Source organism: Phaeovulum sp. W22_SRMD_FR3 (genome assembly GCF_052113705.1).
GTDB lineage: Bacteria > Pseudomonadota > Alphaproteobacteria > Rhodobacterales > Rhodobacteraceae > JBGQOG01.
Genome location: NZ_JBGQOG010000021.1, coordinates 33,498 through 57,257 on the forward strand (window position 1 = coordinate 33,498; position 23,760 = coordinate 57,257).

The following is a 23,760-nucleotide window of genomic DNA, read 5'->3' on the forward strand; positions in this document are numbered from 1 at the left end:
AGGAGTAACTATGGCTAGCGCCCGCCCCCTTCGACGCGATATTGCGGTCGAACACCCCTTGTTCCGGCTATTCAAGGACTTGCCGGGCGACTACCTGGCCGAGGAGTTCCTCGCCCATATCCGCACGACCGGCGCGCCGGAAAGTTTCCCAGGCATCCATCCAGGACCGCTCGCCAAGACCGAGCCCTTCCGCAAGCTGGCCGCATTCAGCATCGACCGCATTAAGCGTCCGGACGCCGACATGGCGTATTGTCCGATGTGCCATCAGCCCAACAAGTACCTCGAAGGGGCGTTCGTCTATCTAACCGACCTGAGGGCGGTTGCTGCCATCGGCCACGAATGCGCCGCTATGGAAAACCGCGCCGCCGCCGACAAGGACTATCGCGCTCGCCGCGATCAGCGCGCCGAGGAGGATTATCTTCTCGCCAACCTGCCCCATGTCTCGCGCAAGATGGACGCCATCCGCGCGGTTCGACCCGCCGCCGCTGAAGCCCTTCGGGTGTTTCGCCTCTTGCGGAAAGACGCCCCAGATGCCGTTCGCCAGCTTCGCGCCATCAAGCAGAAGGGGGCACGCCTGACCGTCGCTGAGACCATCGACGCCAAGCTGGCCGAGATCGGCCCGTCCGGCTTCAAAGGGTCGAGCGGGAAGCAGACGCGCGACGCCGTGTTCGGCGTCCTTGCCGGAACCACAGCCGTCATCAACGACTACAATCCCATGGCCGAGCTGAACCGCATTGAGACGGTCTTGAAGGTTTTCCCCGAGTGTGGCTCCGAGGACGACGCCCTCGAAGCTATCTGCCAGATGACGGATGCCGAGCGCAAATGGGCCGCGACCCGCCTTCGGCAGACGGACAGCGACTTCCGAAAATTCCAGGCGAGGATGGCTGATTTCTGCGCGTTCTTCACCGCCGAGAACATCGCCCGCATCGATGCCTGGACCCAACACCCCGAGCATCCGTCCCGATGCCGGATCAAGCGAGCAGAGCAGCGAGGATCAGTGATCCTATCGATTTCAAGTTACGAGGATCGGTTTCGCGCCGTCATTGCACCGGACATCGAATCCTACCGTGCTGAAGAATGGCCTTTCGCAGACACATGAGCCTTGAGGTTGCACCGTGATCCGTTCTGTGGAGATGGCGCGCTTAAACATGTTCTGCAGATCGGGTATTGGGGGAGGTTTCCTTTCCCCTAGCAATTCATCTCATTTGCTGACCGCCAAAAGCTTGATTTCTGACAGTTCCGCTCCGCATCAGTACAATGGTGATAAGGAACTCGCTGCGGCGCCAGTCGAGCGGCGGTTAAGGGGAGCGCCGCCGCGCAGCATTCTGCGTGGTTGACAGGCAGCAATGGGCCGACCGCGATGGCGCGGCCGTCATCTTCGCGATGGGCGTAGAGCGGACACTCTGTGTCGGCATGTGACACGCACTCCGCGACCACCACCACTACTGCGGCCATTAGCCTGACTAATGCCTACCTCAAGATCATTCTCCTTTGCGCCGTATCGCTCGCGGGCATAATCCTGAGCGAAAGGCAAAGGTTGCGACGCCGAGACGCCGCAACATCGCAGCAAAGGAGAGCCGCGCATGGGCGTCCGTTTCAGGCTAGAGGGCATTTATACGCCCGTGATCACGCCCTTCTTCGCGGATGGCTCGATCGACTTCGACTCTTTGGCAGAATTGGTGGACCGCCTCGCCGACGCAGGCGTTCACGGGTTGATTTCGGGCGGCTCTACCGGAGAGAACTATGCCGAGACGATCGAGGAACGGCTGCAGATCGCACGCTTCGTGGTCGAGCGCGCCAAGGGCCGGATGCCGGTCTTCATCGGCACGGGTGCGATGCGCACGCCGGATTCCATCGCACTGGCGACCGGCGCACGCGAAATGAATGCCGACGGCATTCTCCTCGGCACGCCGCCCTATTCGGTGCCCACGGAACGCGAGAACGCGCTGAATGCGCTGGCCATTGACCGCGCCGCTGACCTGCCGATCATTCTCTACAACTACCCCGGCCGGATGAGCGTCGAGATGGGGCGCGACTTCCTTGACCGCGTCGGCCGGTCGCAGAACGTCATCGGCATCAAGGAAAGTTCGGGCGACATCAACCGCGTTCATCTGCTGGCGCGCGATTATCCGCATATCCAGATGTCCTGCGGCATGGACGACCAGGCGCTGGAATTCTTCGCATGGGGCGCGCAAAGCTGGATCTGCGGCGGGTCGAACTTCCTGCCCGAAGAACATATCGCGCTGTGGGAGACCTGTGTGGTCAAGGGCGATTTCGCTAAGGGTCGCCGCATCATGTCGGCCATGCTCCCCTTGATGGCCGTGTTGGAACAGGGCGGAAAGTTCATCCAATGCATCAAGCACGGGGTCGAGGTCACGGGCATAAAGGCCGGACCGATGCGCCCGCCGCTGAAAGGGCTGAACAAGGAAGAAAAGCGCGAGCTTGAGCAGGTAATCCGCACGCTCAAGACCACCGTCCAAGCGATCCTGAAAGGGAACTGAGCCATGTCCGACCTGCTGACGCATGAAGAATACCACGCCATTGCCGCCGCGCTGGATCTGCCGCAAAACGCATGGATCGATGGCAGCTATCGGCCCGCGATTTCGGGCAAGACATTCGAGACGGTGAACCCCGCCACCGGTGCAGTGATCGGCACCGTTGCCGCCTGCGCTTCCGCCGATGTGGACCTTGCGGTGGCGAAAGCCCGCGAAGCCTTCGAAGACGGCCGCTGGTCGCGGCTGCATCCGGGGGCGCGGAAGGATGTGCTGGTGCGACTGGCAAAGCTAATGGAGCGCAACGCACGTGAGCTCGCGGTGATGGAAAGCCTCGACAGTGGCAAGACGATCTATGACTGCGAACAGGCAGACATCCCGGAGTCGATCCATGTGATCAAATGGCATGGCGAGTTGATCGACAAGATCTACGATCAGGTTTCCCCCGCCTCGAACGATCATATCGCCATGATCCTGCGCGAAGCGGTCGGCGTGGTCGGCCTGGTGCTGCCATGGAATTTCCCGCTTCTTATGCTCGCCTGGAAAATCGGCCCCGCGCTGGCGGCGGGTTGCTCGGTCGTGGTGAAACCCGCCGCCGAAACCTCGCTCACAGCACTTCGTCTTGCCGAACTCGCCGCCGAGGCGGGCCTGCCGCGCGGCGTTCTGAACATCGTCACGGGCAGCGGGTCCGAAGTGGGCGAACCCCTCGGACGCCACCCGGATGTGGACATGGTCTCTTTCACCGGATCGACCGTAACAGGGCGCCGCTTCCTGCATTACGCGGCCGACAGCAACCTCAAGGAAGTGGTCCTTGAACTCGGCGGCAAGAACCCCTGCATCGTGCTCGACGATGCCGAAAACCTCGACGCGGTGGCGGCGCATGTCGTCAATGGGGCTTTCTGGAACATGGGGCAGAACTGTTCCGCCGCCTCGCGCCTTATCGTCCAGCGCGGCATCAAGGACCGTCTGCTGAGCAAGATCGCAGAACATGCCCGCGAATGGGTGGTGGGCGACCCGCTGAACCCCGAGGTGCGGGTGGGCGCGCTGGTGTCCAAGGCACATTTCGCCAAGGTGTCGGGCTACCTTTCCGCCGCCGCCAAGGAAACCGTGGTGATGGGCGGCAAGATCGTGGCCGAAGGCTTTGTGGAACCGACCGTGGTCGAAGTGGCCGGCAATGCCTCGGTCCTCGCCAAGGAAGAAATCTTCGGGCCGATCCTGACCGTGATTCCGGTGAGTAGCTTCGAAGAGGCCATCGCCGTCGCCAACGACACAGAATACGGCCTCGCCGCCTCGATCTTCACGTCCAACGGCAAGCGGGCCCTTCGCGGCGCGCGGATGCTGCGGGCGGGCACCGTGACGGTGAACAGCTTCGGCGAGGGCGACATCACGACGCCTTTCGGTGGCTACAAGCAATCGGGCTTCGGCGGGCGTGACAATTCGATCCATGCACATGATCAATACACGCAGCTGAAGACAATCTGGCTCGATCTGGCCGATACCAGTGACAGCGAAATCGACTGAGGTCCCAATGGCTCTGCGCAAGGTTGCCCGACTGCCCGTACATACCGGTCCGGCAGGATGGAATTCGGTCCTGCCGCCCGCTGCCCCCTATCCCAGGCAGCAGGGGGATGTGACCTGTGACATTGCCATCGTCGGCGCAGGTTTCGCGGGCCTTTCCGCTGCCCGCCACCTCTCGATGAGCGATCCGTTGCTGACGGTATGCATCCTTGATGCGGGGCGCGTGGCCGAAGGTTCGGCGGGGCGCAATTCCGGCTTCATGATCGACCTGCCACATGAGCTGACCAGCGCCGACTATGCCGGAGCGGGCGAGGCGCATGACCGCATGCTGACCCGCCTGAACCGTCAGGCCATCGACTTTGCCGAAGATGTCGCACGAGAATACGCCCTGCCTGCCGGATATTTCCAGCGCTGGGGCAAGATCAACGGCGCGGCATCGCGCGTGGGCGAACAGGCGAACCGCACCTATGCCGACCACCTTTCGGCGCTGAACGAACCGCACGAGATCTACGACGCGCAGTCCATGCGCGAGGTGACGGGGACCAGCTACTATTCCAGCGGTCTTTACACCCCCGGTACCGCACTCATCCAGCCTGCGGGCTATATCCGTGGTCTGGCGGCAGGCCTCGCCTCGCGCGGGGTGAAGGTTTTCGAATCCTCGCCTGTTACCGCCTATGAAAGCAAAGCTGCGGGCTGGGTTCTGACCACACCCAAAGGCCGCGTGAGCGCTTCGCGGGTGATCCTCGCCAACAACGGCCATCTGGAAAGCTTCGGCTTCAAACGTGGTCAGCTCATGCACATCATGCTGAACGCCTGCATGACCGAAGAAATCCCCGACCACCTGCTGCGCGGTCTTGGCGGCCAAGAGACATGGGGTCTCACCCCGTCCGACCCGATGGGCGCGACCGTGCGCCGCATCTCCACCGCGCAAGGCGGCAACCGTATCGTCATCCGGCAGGGCGCCTATTACCGCCCGACGATGCAGACGAGCGGCGGTGATCTCACCCGGGCAGAGGCGAAAATGCGCGCCAAGTTCGACGCCCGTTTCCCCACTCTGCGCGGCGTGAAATTCGAAACTGCATGGTCGGGCCACCTGTGCCTGACGAAAAATGCCGTATCGGTCATGCGAGAATTGGAACCTGGCCTTTACGCCGCCTGCGTGCAGAACGGCCTTGGCACCACCCGTGGCACGTTGACGGGCATCGGAGCCGCCGACCTCGCCCTTGGCCGGACCAGCGAGATCACCCGTTTCTTCCTTGCCGAAGCCGAGCCTGCGCGCCTGCCGCCACACCCATTCGACACCGTCGGCGCAAATGCCTATCTTCGCTGGAAGGAATGGCAAGCAAGGGCCGAATGATGAGACCGGTTCGCCGCAGACACCTCCCCTCGCTCGGCGCGCTCGCCACCTTTGAGGTGGCGGCAAAACACCTTAGCTTCACGCTGGCGGCGAAGGAACTCAACATCACCCAAGGGGCGGTCAGCCAGCAGATACGCGTCCTGGAAAAAGCGCTGGAACTGCCGCTCTTCGTGCGTAAGCACAACGCGCTGGAGCTGACGGCGGCGGGAAGTGACCTCTACACCGCCGTATCGGCGGGGCTCGACACCATCAGTGCAGGCGTGGGCCTGTTGCAGCCGGACGGACAGCCCGAAACGGTAACGGTTTCTGCGACCGATGGCATGGCTGTCTATTGGCTGAAACCGCTGATCGAAAGCTTCCGCGCCGAACATCCGCAGATCGGCTTCGTCGTCCTCGCCTCCGACGAGGATAACGCCCTGCGCAACTATTCCGGCGTCGATATCGCGCTGCTGTGCGGCAACGAACGCAGCGAGGTCGGTGAGGAGTTGCATTTCCTGTTCCCCGAGGCCGCCCAACCCGTCTGTTCCCCCGGCTATCTGGCCAAGTGCGGCCCCTTTCCCGATGCCCAAAGCCTGAACCGTGCCAACCTGCTGCATCTGCACGAACGCCATTGGAGCGCCGATGCCATCGGCTGGCAGCCGCTTGGCTGGGAGGAGTGGTTCCGCGCGCAAGGCGCACGCTGGGAACGGGGCGCATCCAGCCTGTCGACGAACAAGGTCGCGCTGCTGATCGAGGCAACCTTGGCAGGCGAGGGCATCATGCTCGGCTGGCAGCACATGGTGCAAAAGCCGCTTGCCGAGGGCCGCCTCGTTATTGCCCATCCGGCTCCGGTCTCGGCCGGGCGCGGCAATTTCCTGCGCTGCGCCACCAGCGCGCTCCAACGGCCTGCGGTCGCGCGTTTCGTCGACCATCTGCTGCTCTCGCTAAAACGCTGAACGCGGGCCGGGCCCGTTCGGAAATCACGAAAATCACCAAAAAAATCAGTTACTTGCAGATTCGCGTCGGCCATTAGATGGGCTAATGCAAAACCCTGCAAAATTCTCGTTTGCCGCAGAATGGCTGAATACAGGATACCGTTAGAAGGCAAGGTTTGACGGCCTGACCACGGTGCGCCTGTCGACTGCGCCCCGCCAGACTGGAGACAGTGCGCGGTGCGCACTCCCACCAAAAAGATCGCCGGCATCCGGCGGAGGGCGCAAGCGCGCAATCCGTCCGTATGCGCACACGGTGGCACGAACCCCAACACATCCGGAGGATCCAATGCGGAAATTCATCAATGTTCTCGGCGCAACTGCCCTGGCCGCCACGCTTGCCATCCCCGCATTTGCGCAGGACGAAAAGACCATCACCATCGGCACGATGGGCTGGGAGGACCTCACCCCGATCACCGGCATCACCAAGAAGGTGCTGGAAGACAAGGGCTACACCGTCGAAGTCGAAGAATTCTCGGAATGGGGTATCGCCTTCGCCGCGCTGACCAACGGCGACGTCGACATCATGGCCAGCCAGACCGATTACGTTGCCCATGACTACTGGGTGAAGAACATGGACAAGCTCGAGAAGATCTCTCCCGTGTCGCATGGCCTCTATCAGGCGATTGCCGTCCCGTCCTACGTCACCATCAACAGCATGGACGAATTGGCGGCCAGCAAGGACATGTTTGGCGGCAAGATCATCGGCATAGAGCCGGGTTCGGGCCTGATGCGTGACGCCGCGGCTGCCGTTGAAGCATATGGCACCGGGATAGAACTGGTCGAAGGGTCGACCGCCGCGATGACTGCAGCCCTCGACTCGGCCATGTCGCGCAGCGAACCGATCGCCGTGACTGTCTGGGAACCGTCGTGGATGATGCAGAAGTATGACGTGAAGTTCCTTGCCGATCCGAAGGGCGTCTTCCCGGCGGCACAATCCTACTACTTCATCGGCACCAAGGGCTTTTCGCAAGCGAACCCCGCTCTCCGTGAGCAGCTCGCCTCGATCTACGTCCCGCTCGACGACATCACTGCCATTAACGGTGCGATGAACGCGGGCAAGACGATGGAAGAGGCCGTGGCTGATTGGACCGCTGCCCATGCCGACCTGATCTCGCGTTGGGAAGCCATCAAGTCTGAATGACACCTCGGGCCGGTCCGTCACGGGGTCGGCCCCTTCGCCTTTCCTTCCAGATGGGACAGCCCACATGACCAGCCCCGCCACCGCCACCGATGCCCCGCTGATCGAATGCCGTTCGGTCTGGAAAGTCTTCGGAGACCGCTCGCGGAATGCCATCGCCGCGATCCATGCCAAAGGCCTCGGCAAGCGCGAAGTTCTGTCTGAATTCGGCTGTGTCGTCGGCGTGCATGATGCCAGCTTCACTGTCGGCAAAGGTGAGATTTTCTGCATCATGGGCCTATCGGGCAGTGGCAAGTCCACCCTGATCCGCCTGCTCAACCGTCTGATTGACCCTTCGCTGGGCGAAGTCCTGGTGAAGGGCCGCGCGATCAACGGGCTGGGACCGCAGGAGTTGCGGGACCTTCGCGCCCATACCATCGGAATGGTGTTTCAGAACGTCGCCCTCATCCCCACCCGCACCGTGTTGGAAAACGCGGCATTCGGGCTCGAAGTGCAGGGCGTCGCCCCCGCCGAACGCCGCCGCATCGCCACCGATGCCTTGACGCGCGTCGGTCTGGGTGACTGGTTGAACCGTTATCCCCGCGAACTTTCCGGCGGCATGCAGCAGCGTGTGGGCCTTGCCCGCGCCATCGCCGCCGACCCTGAAATCATTCTGATGGACGAGCCTTTCTCGGCGCTCGACCCGCTGATCCGACGTCAGTTGCAGGACGAATTCCGCCAGCTGACCAAACAGCTCGGCAAATCTGCCGTCTTCATCACCCATGACCTGGACGAGGCGATCCGTATCGGTGACCGCATCGCGATCATGAAGGATGGTGCGATGGTGCAAACCGGCACCGCCGAAGAGATTGTGATGAACCCCGCCGACCAATATGTCGCCGACTTTGTCGCGGGCATCTCACGCATCCATCTGGTCAAGGCCGGATCTGTGATGATGCCGGTCGCCGATTTCTCCGCCGCCCCGGTTTCGGCGCTGGCTACCACGGGCCTCGATGCCGACATTGACCGGCTGATCCACCTCGTCCTCGCCTCGGACCATCAGGCCGTCGCGGTTGTGGAAGGTGGCGAAATCCGCGGCATTGTGACGGCCCGCACCTTGCTCGAGGGGCTGAAGGGCGACGCCGCCCCTGCTCCGCAGGAGGCGTAAAATGGACCTGACCGTTTGGACCAAGGCCTTCGATGCCGCGATCGACAACGGCATGGCGTGGGCGACAGATCATGGCGGGATCGTTTTCGACATGATCCGTGCCGCGCTTGAAACTGCGTTTGACGGGCTGACCGACGGCTTCCTATTCCTGCCCTTTTGGCTGACAGCCCTTCTGATCGGGGCGATCGCTGCCCGCAGCCTCGGCTGGGCAGCTGGCATCGCCGCGACCCTCGGGCTCTGCCTTTGCCGCGTCATGGGGCTGTGGGGGGCGACGGTGGAAACCATGTGCCTCGTGCTCGTTTCGGTCATTCTGGCCGTCCTGGTCGGCTTGCCGCTGGGCGTCTGGGCAGGCTACAGCCCGCGCCTGGCGCGGATCGTCGACCCCCTGCTTGACCTGATCCAGACGCTGCCACCCTACATCTACCTGCTGCCCTCTATCGCCTTCCTCGGCTACGGCCCCGCCACGGCGATTGCGGCAACTCTCATCGTCTCGCTACCCCCTGTCATCCGCCTCTGCGCCCATGGCTTCCGCATGACCCCCGTCGAATTCGTCGAACTGGGCGAGGCAACGGGGGCAAAGCCGCTGGACGCCTTCCTGAAAATCCGCGTTCCCTTCGCCCTGCCCAGCATCATGGCGGGCATCAACCAGAGTCTGATGATGGCCTTTGGCATGGTGGTCATCGCGGGCATCGTCGGCTCGGGCGGACTGGGCGAAACGATCTACGGCGCGGTTCGCAAGCTCGACATCGCGCTGTCGGTCAACGCGGCCATCGCCATCGTGATCCTGACCATTATAATCGACCGCATCAGCCAGGCTGCCGGCAGCCGTGACGGAGGCAAGCCATGAAAGAAAAAGCGCTTCTATCACCAGGCGCAGTTGTCGCCCCCGCCATTGACTGGCTGAACACCCATGCCCATGGCGTCTTCCGGGCCATCAGCACGGGCGTCGAAGCCATCCTTGCACATGCCGAGGCTTTGCTGACCCTGCTGCCAGAACCCGTGATGGCGGCTATGATCATCGCACTGGTCTTCTGGCGGCTGGGGGCGCGTCTGGCGCTTCTTGCAACTGGATGTCTTGCTGTTTCAATCCTCTCCGGCCTCTGGGTCGAAACGATGCAGACCGTTTCGCTCGTCACGCTGTCGGTCGGTGTCGCCGTTCTGGTTGCTTTCCCCCTCGGCGTCCTTGCCGGCAAGCGCCCAAAGCTCGAAGCCACACTGCGCCCGATCCTCGACCTTATGCAGACCGTCCCGCCTTGGGTCTATCTGATCCCCGCGGTGATGATCTTCAGTCTCGGCAAGGTGCCTGCCCTGCTGGCCACGGTGATCTATGGCATCCCGCCCATGATGCGCCTGACCACGCTTGCCTTCAAACAGCTGCCGCGCGACCTGATTGAACTCGGAGCAGCCACAGGCGCGACCCCGTGGCAGACCCTGACCAAGATCGAGGTTCCGGCCGCCCGCAAGACCCTGCTGATTGGCCTGAATCAGTGTATCCTTTTGTCCCTCGCTATGGTCGTCCTCGCCGGACTCGTTGGCGCTGGCGGGCTAGGGGCCGAGGTCACACGCGGCCTTACTCGCATGGAAATGGGCCTCGGCCTGCGTTCCGGCCTCTCGATCGTCGCCGTGGCAATCTTCATGGACCGCATCACCCGCCGCGCTTTCGGCTGAACCTGTAGGACGGAACCTTCAGTGACGCCGGTGCGGTTCCAGCCTTGCACGCGCTGCCAATGCGGCTTGTGGTGGCCATCGGCCTGAGCACGACCGATGGATCGGACGGACTTCCGATGCGTAGGCGCCGCACGATCTGCGTGATCACAACCGCATCCGGGCACGACTGCCCTCGGGCTGACATTATCGCTGGGAGTTCAATCGGCAAGGTCGGGAAATGCGCCTCGACGTTCCCGGACGGCTGATCCTCGACGAAGGCGACCTCATGCGTCAGGCGGCATTGGCCGACGCAGTCCTCGTCTGCCTGTCGGAAACTGCGGTTGCGGCTGACCTCGGAAGCGGCGCGCTGGTTGAAGTTCTGGCTGACTTGGCTCCCGGCGAAAGAGCGGCTGTGCCTCTATTGTCCGGGTCATCGGCATGTGTCGGCAAAGCTCACCGCCTTCACCGAGGTATTGTGAGAGTTCAGTCGACAACCGACCGGACGCGCTGATCGGGTGGCGTTGATCAATAGGGCCATTCATGCCGCGCTGCAGCAAGGCGACTTTGCGCCCATCTTGGACAATGCGGCGTAAATGACTACACATTGGCGTATGTCGATGATCCAAGACCTGGAACAAATAGTCACAATGGTCCTGCCGGCCGACCCCAGCTTCCGATTGATCGGACGCGAGGCGTTGGAGTGGCACATCACCCAAGCCCGGCAGAGTGCACTCGCCGACTCGAAGGATGAATTCCTGCTTTCCCTGATGCGCCTTTTGGCACTTCCGGGGAACGGGCATACGCGCCTGATCCCGAACGATGCCATCTTGGTTCTCCCTCTAAGGTTCGCAACCATTGGCACCACTGTTCGCGTGCTCGACGCAACGTCAGATTTTTCCGCGGCGATCGGGGGCGAACTGATATCCAGCAACAGTGTTCCGGCAGGGCATTGTTGCGGAACTCTGTCTGCGAAGGATTCACATTGTGAATGCATGCGGTTTGACGGGGTGCATGAGCAAGCCTGTACCCGCCCGCTACCGCACGACGAATTGGTCCAGCTATACGGCTTCGCTTCGCAAGCGCGGGTCGCTGCTGATCTGGCTGGACAAGGAGATGACCTGGCTCGCGCCGCATGACGGCAGCCCCGGTCGCCCCGCGTTGTTCTCGGATGCGGCGATCCAGTTCTGTCTGACCATCAAGGTCTTGTTCAAGCTGCCGCTCCGGCAAACGACCGGGATGGTTGCCAGCCTGCTGAAGTTGGCGGGACTGGACTGGGCGGTGCCGGACTACACGACCCTGTGCCGTCGGCAGAAGACGCTCGCCGTTCAGATCCCGTATCGGCGCGCCGATGGCCCCCTAAACCTGCTGGTTGACAGCACCGGCATCAAGTTTCCCGGCGATGGAGAGTGGCAGGCGCGCAAGCACGGTGTTCAGAGCCGTCGTCAATGGCGCAAGGTGCATCTGGCCATGGATGCCGCCACGTCTGACATCCGCGCCGTGGCATTCACTCCCAGCAGCGATGGTGACAGTCCTATCTTGCCGGAACTGCTCAACCAGATCCCCGAGGGCGAAGAGATCGGCACCGTGAGCGCCGATGGCGCATATGACACGCGCCGCTGCCACGCCGCCATCATCGACCGTCAGGCCACGCCGATCATCCCTATCGGCAAAAACGGTCGGCCGCGGAAAGAGGACTGCCCGGCGGCAATCACCCGAAACGAAACCCTTCGCGCAACCCGGCACTATGGCAGGGCCCTCTGGAAGCGATGGACCGGATACCATGTCCGAAGCCGGATCGAGGCGAAAATGCGGTGCCTCAAGGCCTTCGGCGAGTGCATCGCCGCACGAGACCCGGACCGACAAACCGCCGAAATCCAGGTCCGCATCGCCCTCATCAACCGCTTCAATGCGCTCGGCACCGCTGAGATCGTCCGCGTGGCATGACGCCGACGGGGAAAGGGGACATCATGCCTCAGGCATGAGTTGCGCAACAACGCCGATACGAGCGTATGCTGAACAAAACTTCTCCCTGCACAAGCGCCCGCAGCGTGCGTCCAGAGCGTCCAGCCGACCACCAACCCCGCAAATGCGATGAATGGCCGGTTCGGTGATTTTGCAGAGAAGAAGTTGTGAGATGATGATTGCCTGCTATGGGCCGGGGTTACTCCGTCAGATCATCCAGACTCACGCCAAGCGCATCGGCTAGAGCGCGCAATGTTGCGATCGAGCCCTGCTTTCGGCCGGTCTCGATTTCGGCCACAGTGACCCGCTTCACGCCCGATTTCTCGGCCAGCGCCGCTTGGGTCAGCCCGCGCAGATCGCGGTAAACGCGCAAGGCGCTTTCGCCATTCAGCAGGCGGTTCGCATAGTTCGCCGGTATCAATTCGTCCTCACCCGCCGCAAGCCGCGCCTTGGCGCGGTCATAGCTCTGCAGGTCGGCCAGATCCTCCGCAGCTGCCCGCAGGCGGTCATATTCTTCGCGCGGGATCGTCACCATCTCGTTCATCTCAAACCCCTTTAGTCGTAGACGCCGCCGCGCGGCCCGATATCGAGAATGGCCAGAACATTGCCGTGATCATCCATGATCACCCGCCAATCCCCCACCCTAAGCCGAATACCCTCCCGGCCTTTCAAGGGCTTCACATTATTGGCCTGCGAGTTCGGGTCTTCCGCGTAAGCTTCGATCTTGGCGCGGATCAGCGCAGCGGTATTCGAGGGCATCCGCCGCAAGGCCTTGATCGCGGCTTTCGTATAGCTGATCTGCTTCATGATGTAGCTTTAAGCGACATTTCGGCAAAAAGCAAGCGCAATGTCGCCCTGCGCGACATGCCTGACCGACGGGCGCCGGCCAGGCAAAGCTCACAGCTCAATCCCTTCCGACAACGTCAGCGCATCTTCCAGATCGACGCCCAGATACCGAACAGTGCTGTCCATCTTGGTGTGGCCCAGGAGCAGCTGCACGGCGCGAAGATTTCCGGTCTTCTTGTAGATCTGCGCAACCTTCGTTCGCCGCATCGAATGCGTGCCATAGGCACTGGGCTCGAGCCCGATCGAAAGAACCCAGTCGCGCATGATCCGGGCATGTTGACGCGTCGAGAGGTGGGGGCTGGCGTGAACGCGGCTTGGCCAGAGGTATTCGCTGCCGATCATTTCGGGATCCTTGATCCACCGTTCCAGTGCTAGGCGCGTGGTTTCGGTAATCTCGAAGCGGACGGGTTTTCGGGTCTTGCTCTGGGTCACCGAAGCGCGTTCCTTGACGTGACCGGCGGCATAGACGTCGTTTACCCTGAGACCGACCAGATCGCAGCCCCTGAGTTTGCTGTCGACGGCCATGTTGAACAGGGCAAGGTCGCGCCGATTGTCGGCCAATTCAAGCCGTACGCAGATGGACCAGACGTGTTTTGGCAGAAGTGGAAGCTTTTGGCCGATGATGCGGCCCTTGTTCCACGGCGCGCGGGCCGGGCGAAGAGCGGGTAAGGTTTCAATGGTCATGACAGTACTCCCATCCGCCACGCCCACCACGTCATCGGCTCCGCCGATCCGGAAGTGTAGCACCGATCCTTCTGCCCCTTCGATCCCTCGCGCAGGGCGGAAACCAGCCTGACCGCAGTGCAGACTCAGGGCCGCCGCAATCTTAAGAAGCAGCCTTTCGTTGGGTTTATAGTGAAAAGCCCGCCCATGATGTGATGTGGGTGGATCGTCAGAACGCCGCGAAATCTTTGCAAGTACCGGATAAGGCACAAGCCGCCAATCTCTTGCCCATTTCGGTCAAAACCGGAATTGCGGTCCGGCATGGTCCCGCCAATCCGCCAGCCGATCCAGTGTTCGCCGCTCCTGATCGCATTCCAGCACGAAGGGCGGCAGGAAGTTCGCCGCCGGGGCCAGTTCCGCCAATGTGTCGAGCAGGCCGCCGGTGCCTAAGCCACCATGGGTGAGGAAGGGGGCGATGGTCTTGCCGGTCAAGTCATGGCGGGTCAAAAAGCTGCGCATGGGGGCGGGCATGGTACCGTCCCAGACGGGGGAACCCAGGAAGACCGTCTCAAAGCGTGCCAGATCCTCAAGATGTTCGGCCAGTTTCGGTGTGGCGCGGGCGTCCTGTTCGGCGCGGGCCTGCGATACATGGGCCTCGTAATCTTCGGGGTAAGGTTCGGCGGTGCGGATCTCGAACAGCCGGGCGTTGAACTGACGGCTGAGCGCACCCGCAATGACCCGGGCGTTCCCGGACCGGATGACATAGGCCACCAGCGCGCGGCCCTCGGTCTGTTGGGCGCGGGCGGATGTTGCAGCCGCACCAAAGGCTGCCGCAAGCAAGGGCGCGAGCAGGGCCGTGCGTCGGCTTATGCCTTTGGTTTCCATCCGGGATCATCCCTTAGCTGATGCGTCACCCGGACCATTCGTCCGGGTGACGCGGTTTCGTTTCCCGGCCCTAGCCGCGCGCGGGGGCCTCGACATCCGAGAAGACCTGTACCGCGTCGGGCAGGCGCGCGCCTTGCACTTCGATGGCGCGCACGGCGGTATTGAGTTCGGCCAGTTCCTCGGCCGAGAAGGTGATATCCATTGCGCCGGCGTTTTGCTGCATATGCGCCATCTGCGTGGTGCCCGGGATCGGCACGATCCACGGCTTTTGCGCCATCAGCCAGGCCAGCGCGATCTGCGCCGGCGCGGCCTCTTTGCGCGCGGCCCAATCCACCAGCAGCGTCACCAGCGCCATGTTGTGCGCCAGGTTTTCGGTAGCAAACCGCCCCTCGATGCCACGGATATCGCCCGCCGCAAAGGTGGTGGCAGCATCAATGGCCCCGGTCAGGAAGCCGACGCCCAGCGGGCTCCACGGCACGAAACCGATGCCGAGTTCTTCGCAGGCCGCCAGCACGTTGTTGGTTTCCACCCCGCGCCACAGCATCGAATATTCGCTTTGCACGGCGCTGACCGGCAGTTCGGCATGGGCGCGGCGCAGGGTGTTCAGACCCATTTCGCACAGGCCCCACTGCAGCACCTTGCCCTCGGCGGCCAAATCCTTGATGGCGCCTGCGACATCCTCGATCGGCACTTCGGGGTCGACGCGGTGTTGGTAAAGCAGGTCGATGCGGTCGGTTTTCAGGCGTGACAGCATACCTTCGACCACCAGCTTGATATGGTCGGGCTTGATGTTCAGGCCGGGCAGCCGCGCGCCGGTCTGCTGGTCGATGTTCCAGCCGAATTTCGTGGCCACCACGATCTGGTCGCGGAACCCGGCGATGCCTTCACCAAGGATGCGTTCCACCTCATGCGGGCCGTAGGCCTCGGCGGCGTCAAAGAAGGTGATGCCCCGGTCAAAGGCGGCGCGGATGATGGCGTGCATTTCCGGGCGGTAGGGAATGGTGCGCTGATAGGTGCGGCTCATGTTCTGCACACCAAGGCCGATGCTGGACACCTCCAGCGCGCCAAGGCGGCGGCGACCGGCGGCGGGGGCTGCGGCAGGGGCGGTTTGGGCCTGCGCGGCCCCGATCAGCGGTGCGGCGGCCGATATTCAAAGCGGTGTCGTCAGTCATGGGTCGTCTCCTTTTCGGGATTGGATAGCGTACGGTGCCGCGCCAAAAGCCGGACAACGGCATGGGCCAGCACCGCGTAAAGCACCATGATCGCCAGCCAATGGGCGAAATACGGCAGGGTAGATTCGTTGAAATCCCACATGATCAGGCTGTAGTCGAAGCCCAGTCGGGTGCCCAAACCCATCACGAATGAGCTGTTGATGCCGGTCAGGGCCACCAGACCAGCCAGCGCCCAGAGGCCGAGGCCAAGGATGCGGTTGTGAAGGATGGGCAGCCGCGACCGCGCCAGACCGGCCACGATATGCCAGTGCAGCCCGATATGCAGGCCGACGATCACCACCAGCCAATAGGCTGCGAACCAGTGGATCTCGCGCAGGGTGAACAGGCCGGGATTGTTCAGAAAGTCGCGCAGCGCTTCGGAGATCAGCAGGCTGGTGACCAGCATGACCAGCATCGTGACAGCCAGCATCAGGTTCAGCCCCAGCCGCACCCGCCGCGCCGCGTCATAGCGCCCGCGCCGGAGTGCGCCGAACCAGCGCCGGTTCAGGATCAGATGCCGCCCGACCAGCAGCAGAAAGGCGGTGCCCATCACCTCATGCGCAATGTTGCCAAGCCACCAATAGCCCATGCAGGCCAAAAGCAGCCCAAGGGCAATTCCATCGGGCAGCAGGCGCGTGATCAGTAGGTTGCGGGCGACGACGGCCATCAGTCGAAGCTGCGCAAGTCGTTGTAGGTGAACATGAACTCGCGGTCTTCACGCGACTGGTGGCAGGATTGGCAGCGCGAGGTCGTCTCATCCACGTTGATCGAGCGGTCTGGCCAGAACCATTGGAACTGCCAGTCGGCGGTGCGCTGATCGGGATCATCGGCGCCCCAACCCTCGCCGTTCTGCATAACGAAATAGCGGTAAACCTCGCCCTCGCGGTAATCGACCAGCACGACATGGGTGCCGAAAGGGATTGGCTGGCCTGCCTCGACCGCGTCAATCGCGGCGCGGCTGGTCAGCATGTGTTCGGTCACCTCGCCGCGGGTGACGGTGGTGTAATGCTCCAGCTGGTCCAGCGGCGGGAAGGTCACGCGGTTGGGTTCCGCCCATGCGGGCAGGCCAAGCATGACGATGGCGGTGATGAGGGCAAATTTGCGCATGGCGATGGCGGTATCTCCCTGAAAGGTTCAGGGGGCAGAAAACCATGTGTCGCGCCCGGTGATTAGCCGGTCATCCGCACAAGACCCTATAAGCCAGGCCGCTTAATCACAATTCGTTGATAAGTATTTGATGGGCTGCTCACATCCGGTGGCGCAGGGTCTGCACCACCAGCGCGAATGCCGTAGAGTGCTGGCGTCGGCTGGGGTAGTAAAGGTGATAGCCGGGGAAGGTCGGGCACCAGTCGTCAAGCACCGAAATCAGAGCGCCACTGGCAATATCGGCGCGCGCAAAGGGTTCGGGCAGATAGACCAGCCCTTGCCCGTCCAGCGCCGCATTGTGCCGTAGGGCCAGGCTGTTCACCGTCAAAGGCCCCTCGACCCGCACCCGCAATTCGCGGCCGTCCTTCTCGAACTCCCAGGCGAAGATCTCGTTCAGGGTTGGCATGCGCATGTTGATGCAGCGATGGCCGATCAAGTCTTGCGGCACCACCGGCGCGGGGTTTGCGGCCAGATAGCCGGGGGTCGCCACCACCGCCATGCGCATGTCGGGGCCGATGCGCACCGCGACCATGTCCTTGGCCACCCGTTCCCCCAACCGCACCCCGGCGTCGAACCGTTCGGCCACAATATCGGTCAGCCCGTAATCGACCGAGATTTCGACATGAATATCGGGATATTCGGCCAGCAGCGGGGCCAGCGCCGGTTGCAGGATCGACACCGCCACATGTTCCCCGGCGCTGATGCGCACCGATCCGGCTGGCCGGTCGCGCAGATCGCCCAGCGTATCCAGCGCGGTCTCGATCTCCGAAAACTGCGGGCCGATGCTGTCCAGCAGCCTCTGCCCCGCCTCGGTGGGTGCCACGCTGCGGGTGGACCGCGATAACAGCCGCACGCCAAGGCCTTCCTCCAGTTGGCGCACGGTCTGACTGAGCGCGGATTGCGACATGCCCAGTTGTGCCGCAGCGCGGGTAAAGCTGCCGGCCACAGCCACCGCGACAAAGGCATGAAGGTCGTTGAAACTGCGGCGCGGCATTAAGATGACCTGCTTATAGACCCATTCGGTTTATACACTCTAATTGATGGATGCCTTTGCGGCTAGATTGCATTTCGCACCATGAAAGCACTCAAGATGTCCAACCGCACCGCAATCCTTGCGATTATCGTTCTGACCTATGTGATGATCGTGCTTGATATTTCCATCGTACTGACCGGCTTGCCGCGCATCGAGGCCGAGCTTGGCTTTACCGAGGCGGGCCTGTCCTGGGTTTCTACCGCCTATACCTTGTGCTTCGGTGGCTTCTTGCTGCTGGGCGCGCGGCTTGGCGATGTGTTTGGCCGCAGGCGGATGTTCCTGATCGGGCTTTCGGTCTTTGGCTTTGCTTCACTGCTGATCGGCTTTGCACAGGGGCCGGGGATGCTGGTGGCCGCACGGGCTTTGCAAGGGATGGGGGCGGCGGTCCTGGCGCCTTCGACGCTGGCGCTGTTGCAGGTCACCTTCCGCCCGGGGCCAGAGCGGACGCGGGCGCTGGCCGCCCATGCCGCCGCTGCCGGGGTTTCGGCCAGCTTCGGGCTGGTGCTGGGCGGGGTGCTGGCCGATCTGGTGTCCTGGCGGGCGGGGTTTTTCCTGAACCTTCCTGTCAGCCTTGGGCTGGCGCTCGCGGCGCTGCGCCATGTTTCGGACACCGACACGCAGGGCGGGCTGATTGACCTGCCGGGGGCCGCGACATCGACCTTCGGGATCGGCGCGCTGGTCTACGGCATGATCCATGCGGCCACGGCGGGCTGGCAGGATGCCGTCACGCTGGCGGCAGTTGCGGCGGGGGCGGTCAGTCTGGCGCTGTTTATCCTTGGTCAGTCGCGGGCGGCCCAGCCCCTGCTGCCGCTGCGGCTGTTTGCCAGTCGTGCGCGTTCGGGGGCCTATCTGGCGCGGGTGCTGTTTCTGGGGGCGAATGTGTCTTTCTACTTCTTCATGTCGCAGTATTTCCAGCAGGGTCTGGGCTACAGCGCCCTGACAACCGGGCTGGCCTTCCTGCCGACAACTTTGGTTAATTTTGCCGCCGCGCTGTCCGGACCACGACTGATCGCGCGGTTTGGTGGTGGGGCGGTGCTGATCGCCAGCCTTGCCACCAGCCTGATCGGTTTCGTCGGACTGGCGCTGATCACGCCTGACAGCGGGTTCTGGCTGGGTCTGATGCTGCCGATGGTCTTCCTTGGCTTTGGACAGGGCGGCGCGCTGGCCCCGCTGACCGCCGCCGGGATCAGTGGGGCTGCGGCAAATGACGCCGGGGCGGCTTCGGGGGTGGTGAATGTCGCGCATCAGATTGGCAGTTCGCTGGGTCTTGGCGTGCTGATCTCGGTCGCCGCTCCGGCGGGCGGCATCATCGCCCGCACCGCCCATGCGATGACCGGCGGCGCGGTGATGATCGCGCTGACCGTGGCGGTCGCGCTGGCCTTCGGGCTTGTGACCCGCCGCCACACAGTTGTGGCAAGCTGAAAGGACAGATGATGACCTTTCGTGACACGCTGCTGATGATGCCGGTGCTGCTGTCGCTGCCCGCCTTGGCACTGGCCGAGGCTCCGGGCGCAACCGGAGAGACCGTCCCTGTGACGCAAGACTTCGCCACCGGCGGCGGCCCGCTGTCGCCTGATGGCACAGTGGCCGATATTCTGAACCACCCGGCCTTTGCAGGCTTTGCCGAACGTATCCTGCCTTGGGATGACCACGCGCCGGACCCCGCGCTTCCGCTGGCGCAGTTGGGCCGCCTGCTGCCCTATCACAGCGCGGTCGATACCGGCACGGTGGTGGTGGGCCTGAACCGGATAATCCGCGATGCGGCTGCCGGGCAGACGGTGTTCTACGAGTTCTACCCGGCGGCCACGCGCACCGCCGATCCAGCCAAGGCCAGAACCGGCCTGTTCTTCTATCGCGGAAAGCCCGGCGCCCCCTTTGCGGTGATCGCGCCGGGCGGCGGCTTCGCCTACGTCGGATCGCTGCACGAAGGCTTTCCCTATGCGCAAGAAATCAGCGAAAGTGGCCTGAACGCTTTCGTGCTGAAATACCGCGCCGGTCAGGGCGGACAGGCCGCGACTCAGGATCTGGCCGCCGCGATCACTTGGATCTTCGCCAATGCCGGGGAGCTGGGCGTCAGCACCAAAGGCTACGCGCTGTGGGGCAGTTCCGCCGGGGCACGAATGGCAGCCTTCATCGGCTCGCACGGCCCCGCCGCGTTCGGCGGCGCAGATCTGCCCCGGCCCACCGCTGTCATCATGGCCTATACCAGCCACGCCGATCTGGCCGCGACCGAGCCGCCCACCTTTGTAGTGGTCGGTGAACAGGACGGCATCGCCCCGCCTGCCACTATGGAACGCCGCATCGACGCCCTGCGCCGGATCGGCACGCCGGTCCAATATCACCGCATTCCCGCCGTCGGCCATGGTTTTGGCACCGGCACCGGAACCCCTGCCGAAGGCTGGATCGCGAAAGCCATCCGCTTCTGGCAAAGCCAGCTTTGACACGGGCCTTGCCGCCCGGGCCTTACAACATCAAGGAGAACACCGATGAAATACAGAACTCTTGGCACGCTGAAAGTCTCCGCCCTTGGCCTTGGCTGCATGGGCATGAGCGGCGTCTACGGCCCAGGCGTCGCGCGGCCCGATATGGTCCGGCTGATCCGCGACGCCCATGATCGTGGCGTGACGCATTTCGACACCGCCGAGGCCTATGGCCCCTTTGCCAATGAGGAATTGCTGGGCGAAGCGCTGGAGCCGATCCGCGACAAGGTCGTCATCGCCACCAAATTCGGCTTCGACATCGACCTTGCGACCGGCGCCCGTAGCGGTGGCACCAACAGCCGCCCCGACCATATCAAGGCGGTGGTCGAGGCGCAGCTGAAACGCCTGCGCACCGATCACATCGACCTGCTTTATCAGCACCGCGTCGATCCCGCCGTCCCGATCGAGGATGTGGCCGGTGCCGTCCGCGATCTGATCGCCGAAGGCAAGGTCGGCCATTTCGGGCTGTCCGAGGCAGGTATCCAAACCATCCGCCGCGCCTATGCCGTACAGCCAGTGACGGCGGTGCAAAGCGAATATTCGCTGTTCTGGCGCGGTCCGGAATTGGAACTTCTACCGCTGCTGGAAGAACTGGGCATCGGCTTTGTGCCCTTCAGCCCGCTGGGCGCGGGGTTCCTGACCGGCAAGATCGACGAATCCACGACTTTTGAGAAAGACGATTTCCGCAACTTCGTGCCGCGTTTTTCGGCGGATGCCCGCAAGGCCAACATGGCACTGGTCGAGGTGGTGAAACGGATTGCATCACGCACTTGCACAACTCCGGCACAGATAGCACTGGGTTGGCTTCTGGCCCAAAAGCCATGGATCGCGCCGATCCCGGGCACCACAAAGCTGCACCGCCTGGACGAAAATCTTGGTGCCGTAGATCTGGAAATGACACAGGCCGAACTTGCGGAAATCGAAAAAGAGGCCGCCAACATCGAGGTGCAGGGCGAAAGGCTGCCTGAAGCGGTGCTGAAAATGACAGGGCTGTAAAGGGACATCGCGGCGAGAACTTGCCCCTGGAGCTTGAATCTTCGCTGTGTGGGCCACTAAGACAGCGCACAATCTCGAAAGCTGCGCACGAAAGGCAGCTTTCAGGATTTCTGCGATGCAGCATGGTGTGGGCGCGGCCGACGGCTTTGGGCCGAGGCTGTCATCTAATCGCATGTCATTTTGCAAGGTCATTCTGTGTTCCGAGGAGCATCGTTTGCCGGGAGCAGTGTCATCTTCGCGGTCGGCATAGGCCGCCGCATGGTGGGGCTTCGCGGGGGAACCTTCCGATGTGTGGAACGCACGCCTCAATCCGTTGGGGTGATGGTGCAACAGCCTCGGCGGAATGGTTCTGGCCACGTCCCCGGCAGGGACGCCTCGGTGCGTCGGATGGCCGACGTGAATTGGCTATGGATCAGGCCATGGGTTCGGCCTCCCGATGGAAGGACTGCCCGGACTTCAGCATGGCGTGCATGATAACGGCCAGCTTGCGCGCGACAGCGATGGCAGCCCGTTTGAAGCCGATCCTTTCGCGCAGCTTCACCCCCCAGGTTCTCAGCTCGCTCTCGGCGCTGGTGCGCGTCAGCACCACGGTGGCCGCCTCGTAGAGCAAGCCCCGCAGATGGGCATCTCCACGTCGCGAGATATGCCCGTCGTAATCGACCTCGCCAGACTGGAAACGCCGCGTGGTCAGCCCGAGCCAGGCACCGACCGATCGTGATGTCCGGAAGTTTTCCGGATCCTCGATAGCCGTCGTGAAGGATGTTGCGGTGATTGCTCCGATACCGGGGATCGACATCAGCCGCTGGCAGGCCTCGCTGTGCCTGGCGAGGCGCAGCAACTGGCGGCCGAGTTCGGCGGCGCGGCCCCGGACGGCGGTCCATGCCTCCAACAGCGGCAGGATGACATGTTCAAGGCTGTCCTGTCCCGCAAGGAGCCGACGGACTTCGGCTTCGAACCGGCCTCCCTTGGCGCCCGGGACGACCAGACCGAACGTCTTCATCAGGCCTCGGATCTGGTTGGAAAGCTCGGTCGAGATCCGGACCAGGCGCCTGCGGGCGGCGACCAGAGTGCGGACCAGCATGCTGTCGTAGCCCTTCACGCGGACCTCGCGGTAAAAGCCGATCTCGGCCAGATGGGCCAGACCGTCGGCATCATTGGCATCGGTCTTGTTTGGCGCCATGTCGAGCGCGGCCTTCGCGTGCCGCGCGTCGATGCAAATCGCCGGCAGCCCTTCGGCGCTCAGAACATGGAAGAACCACACGGACAGCGGGCCGGTCTCGAACACGACACGCTTTGCATCTGGTGCGCGTCGCCGCAGAACCGCGGCAATCGCCGCCGGGTCCGAGGGACATTTGCCACGCCAGACCCGCCGGCCGCCTCGGCGCACGGAAATCGCCGTCTCTTTCAGAGATACGTCCAGACCGATATAGTCGCACATGGTTGTTCTCCATTCGATGTCTGGGCCCGATGTCCATCGTGAGCCCGTATCTGCATCCTATCGGGGAACAACCACCCGCCCAAAATCCGCTGGCATTACGGTCGGGGCGACTCGCTCCCGCGATTACCCCATGTGTGGAAACCCCAATATGTGGTATGCTTTCTGCGTTACAGGAGTGCATGTATGTCGGGTTTCATTGAAGGTGTTGATCGCGAACAGGTGACGCTGTTTCCGGACCGTCTTGAGGACTAGATCGATGAGGATCATCTGGTTAGGGTGGTGGATCTGTTTGTGAACAGCTTGATCTGGCGGGCCTTGGCTTTGAGCACGCGGCGCATGCGCGGACAGGGCGGCCCGGCTACCATCCCGCCGTTCTGCTGAAGCTCTTCATCTATGGCTATCTCAACAGGCTACCATCCAGCCGCAGGCTGAAGCGTGAGGCCGGGCGCAATGTCGAGGTGATGTGGCTGCTTGGGCGCGAGGTGCCGGATCACAAGACCATTGCGGATTTCCGGCGTGAGAACGGATCGCCCATCCGCAAGACCTGCGCGCAATTCGTGGAGCTGTGCCGACGGATCGGCACGCTGAAAGGCGATTGCGTGGCCATCGATGGAAGCAAATTCAAGGCGGTCAACAACCGCGACAAGAACTTCACCAAGGGCAAGATCGCCAGCCGTCTTGCGCATCTGGAGGCCGATGTCGAACGCTATATCTCCGAGATAGTGCGCATCGACACGGGCGGCTCAAGCAGGAAATCGAGAAACTGAAGGCCATGGACAAGGCCCTCGGGGAAACAACGCGACATTGTGCCAGCGCAATATCGGGTC

22 protein-coding genes and 1 pseudogene are annotated in these 23,760 nt (G+C 62.8%); 14 read left to right on the forward strand and 9 right to left on the reverse strand.

Going from position 1 to position 23,760, the window contains the following annotated elements; translation table 11 throughout:
• Positions 1-10 precede the first annotated feature (10 nt).
• The 10 genes from ACEN2S_RS19695 to ACEN2S_RS19740 all read left to right on the forward strand — a co-directional run bounded on the left by ACEN2S_RS19695 (position 11) and on the right by ACEN2S_RS19740 (position 12,217).
• Complete coding sequence (locus tag ACEN2S_RS19695; protein ID WP_441869571.1) at positions 11-1,099, forward strand: hypothetical protein; 1,089 nt, start codon at positions 11-13, stop codon at positions 1,097-1,099.
• 484 nt (positions 1,100-1,583) lie between these two features.
• Positions 1,584-2,501, forward strand: coding sequence for a dihydrodipicolinate synthase family protein (locus ACEN2S_RS19700; protein WP_441869574.1), 918 nt, complete (start codon positions 1,584-1,586; stop codon positions 2,499-2,501).
• A 3-nt stretch (positions 2,502-2,504) separates the two neighbouring features.
• Positions 2,505-4,013, forward strand: coding sequence for an aldehyde dehydrogenase (locus ACEN2S_RS19705; RefSeq protein ID WP_441869577.1), 1,509 nt, complete (start codon positions 2,505-2,507; stop codon positions 4,011-4,013).
• 109 nt (positions 4,014-4,122) lie between these two features.
• Positions 4,123-5,367: an NAD(P)/FAD-dependent oxidoreductase gene (locus ACEN2S_RS19710; RefSeq protein WP_441869580.1), complete on the forward strand. Its 1,245-nt coding sequence runs from the start codon at positions 4,123-4,125 to the stop codon at positions 5,365-5,367.
• Complete coding sequence (locus tag ACEN2S_RS19715) at positions 5,364-6,302, forward strand: LysR substrate-binding domain-containing protein (RefSeq protein ID WP_441869583.1); 939 nt, start codon at positions 5,364-5,366, stop codon at positions 6,300-6,302. Before ACEN2S_RS19710 ends, ACEN2S_RS19715 begins: the two co-directional genes overlap by 4 nt.
• Before the next feature lie 325 nt (positions 6,303-6,627).
• A complete protein-coding gene (locus ACEN2S_RS19720) occupies positions 6,628-7,482 on the forward strand; it encodes a glycine betaine ABC transporter substrate-binding protein (RefSeq protein ID WP_441869586.1) in 855 nt (284 codons plus the stop codon).
• Positions 7,483-7,546: 64 nt separating this feature from the next.
• Positions 7,547-8,626 (forward strand): quaternary amine ABC transporter ATP-binding protein, encoded by a 1,080-nt coding sequence (locus tag ACEN2S_RS19725; protein ID WP_441869589.1) that lies wholly within the window; start codon positions 7,547-7,549, stop codon positions 8,624-8,626.
• Between the two features lies 1 nt (position 8,627).
• Positions 8,628-9,473 (forward strand): ABC transporter permease, encoded by an 846-nt coding sequence (locus ACEN2S_RS19730; protein WP_441869592.1) that lies wholly within the window; start codon positions 8,628-8,630, stop codon positions 9,471-9,473.
• A complete protein-coding gene (locus ACEN2S_RS19735) occupies positions 9,470-10,294 on the forward strand; it encodes an ABC transporter permease (RefSeq protein ID WP_441869595.1) in 825 nt (274 codons plus the stop codon). The genes ACEN2S_RS19730 and ACEN2S_RS19735 overlap by 4 nt, the downstream gene beginning before the upstream one ends.
• A 990-nt stretch (positions 10,295-11,284) precedes the next feature.
• Complete coding sequence (locus ACEN2S_RS19740) at positions 11,285-12,217, forward strand: IS5 family transposase (RefSeq protein WP_441869598.1); 933 nt, start codon at positions 11,285-11,287, stop codon at positions 12,215-12,217.
• 217 nt (positions 12,218-12,434) lie between these two features.
• Here ACEN2S_RS19740 and ACEN2S_RS19745 read toward each other — a convergent pair whose 3' ends face one another.
• The 8 genes from ACEN2S_RS19745 to ACEN2S_RS19780 form a co-directional block, all read right to left on the reverse strand.
• Positions 12,435-12,779: a helix-turn-helix transcriptional regulator gene (locus ACEN2S_RS19745; protein WP_441869601.1), complete on the reverse strand. Its 345-nt coding sequence runs from the start codon at positions 12,777-12,779 to the stop codon at positions 12,435-12,437.
• Between the two features lie 11 nt (positions 12,780-12,790).
• Positions 12,791-13,042, reverse strand: coding sequence for a type II toxin-antitoxin system RelE family toxin (locus tag ACEN2S_RS19750; protein ID WP_441869604.1), 252 nt, complete (start codon positions 13,040-13,042; stop codon positions 12,791-12,793).
• A 90-nt stretch (positions 13,043-13,132) separates the two neighbouring features.
• A complete protein-coding gene (locus ACEN2S_RS19755) occupies positions 13,133-13,765 on the reverse strand; it encodes a tyrosine-type recombinase/integrase (RefSeq protein WP_441869607.1) in 633 nt (210 codons plus the stop codon).
• A 276-nt stretch (positions 13,766-14,041) separates the two neighbouring features.
• Complete coding sequence (locus ACEN2S_RS19760) at positions 14,042-14,629, reverse strand: flavodoxin (RefSeq protein WP_441869610.1); 588 nt, start codon at positions 14,627-14,629, stop codon at positions 14,042-14,044.
• A 70-nt stretch (positions 14,630-14,699) separates the two neighbouring features.
• Positions 14,700-15,683, reverse strand: a complete 984-nt coding sequence (locus ACEN2S_RS19765; RefSeq protein WP_441869613.1) for an aldo/keto reductase — start codon at positions 15,681-15,683, stop codon at positions 14,700-14,702.
• A 110-nt stretch (positions 15,684-15,793) separates the two neighbouring features.
• Positions 15,794-16,507, reverse strand: coding sequence for a DUF4405 domain-containing protein (locus ACEN2S_RS19770; protein WP_441869616.1), 714 nt, complete (start codon positions 16,505-16,507; stop codon positions 15,794-15,796).
• Positions 16,507-16,947, reverse strand: a complete 441-nt coding sequence (locus ACEN2S_RS19775) for a cytochrome P460 family protein (RefSeq protein WP_441869618.1) — start codon at positions 16,945-16,947, stop codon at positions 16,507-16,509. Before ACEN2S_RS19775 ends, ACEN2S_RS19770 begins: the two co-directional genes overlap by 1 nt.
• A gap of 139 nt (positions 16,948-17,086) precedes the next feature.
• Entirely contained in the window at positions 17,087-17,980 is an 894-nt protein-coding gene (locus ACEN2S_RS19780; RefSeq protein ID WP_441869621.1) for a LysR family transcriptional regulator, read from the reverse strand.
• A gap of 96 nt (positions 17,981-18,076) precedes the next feature.
• Here ACEN2S_RS19780 and ACEN2S_RS19785 point away from each other — a divergent pair, with 96 nt between their 5' ends.
• The 3 genes from ACEN2S_RS19785 to ACEN2S_RS19795 are packed head-to-tail and all read left to right on the forward strand — an operon-like array spanning position 18,077 to position 21,495.
• Positions 18,077-19,441: an MFS transporter gene (locus ACEN2S_RS19785; RefSeq protein WP_441869624.1), complete on the forward strand. Its 1,365-nt coding sequence runs from the start codon at positions 18,077-18,079 to the stop codon at positions 19,439-19,441.
• 11 nt (positions 19,442-19,452) lie between these two features.
• On the forward strand, positions 19,453-20,460 hold the full coding sequence (locus tag ACEN2S_RS19790; protein ID WP_441869627.1) for an alpha/beta hydrolase: 1,008 nt from the start codon (positions 19,453-19,455) through the stop codon (positions 20,458-20,460).
• Between the two features lie 45 nt (positions 20,461-20,505).
• Positions 20,506-21,495: an aldo/keto reductase gene (locus tag ACEN2S_RS19795; RefSeq protein ID WP_441869630.1), complete on the forward strand. Its 990-nt coding sequence runs from the start codon at positions 20,506-20,508 to the stop codon at positions 21,493-21,495.
• 412 nt (positions 21,496-21,907) lie between these two features.
• Here the strand turns inward: ACEN2S_RS19795 and ACEN2S_RS19800 are convergent, their stop codons facing one another.
• Positions 21,908-22,933: an IS110 family transposase gene (locus ACEN2S_RS19800; RefSeq protein ID WP_441869633.1), complete on the reverse strand. Its 1,026-nt coding sequence runs from the start codon at positions 22,931-22,933 to the stop codon at positions 21,908-21,910.
• A gap of 183 nt (positions 22,934-23,116) precedes the next feature.
• Between ACEN2S_RS19800 and ACEN2S_RS19805 the strand changes: the two are divergent.
• A pseudogene (locus ACEN2S_RS19805) lies at positions 23,117-23,726 on the forward strand (transposase); the annotation flags it as partial.
• Positions 23,727-23,760: the final 34 nt, after the last annotated feature.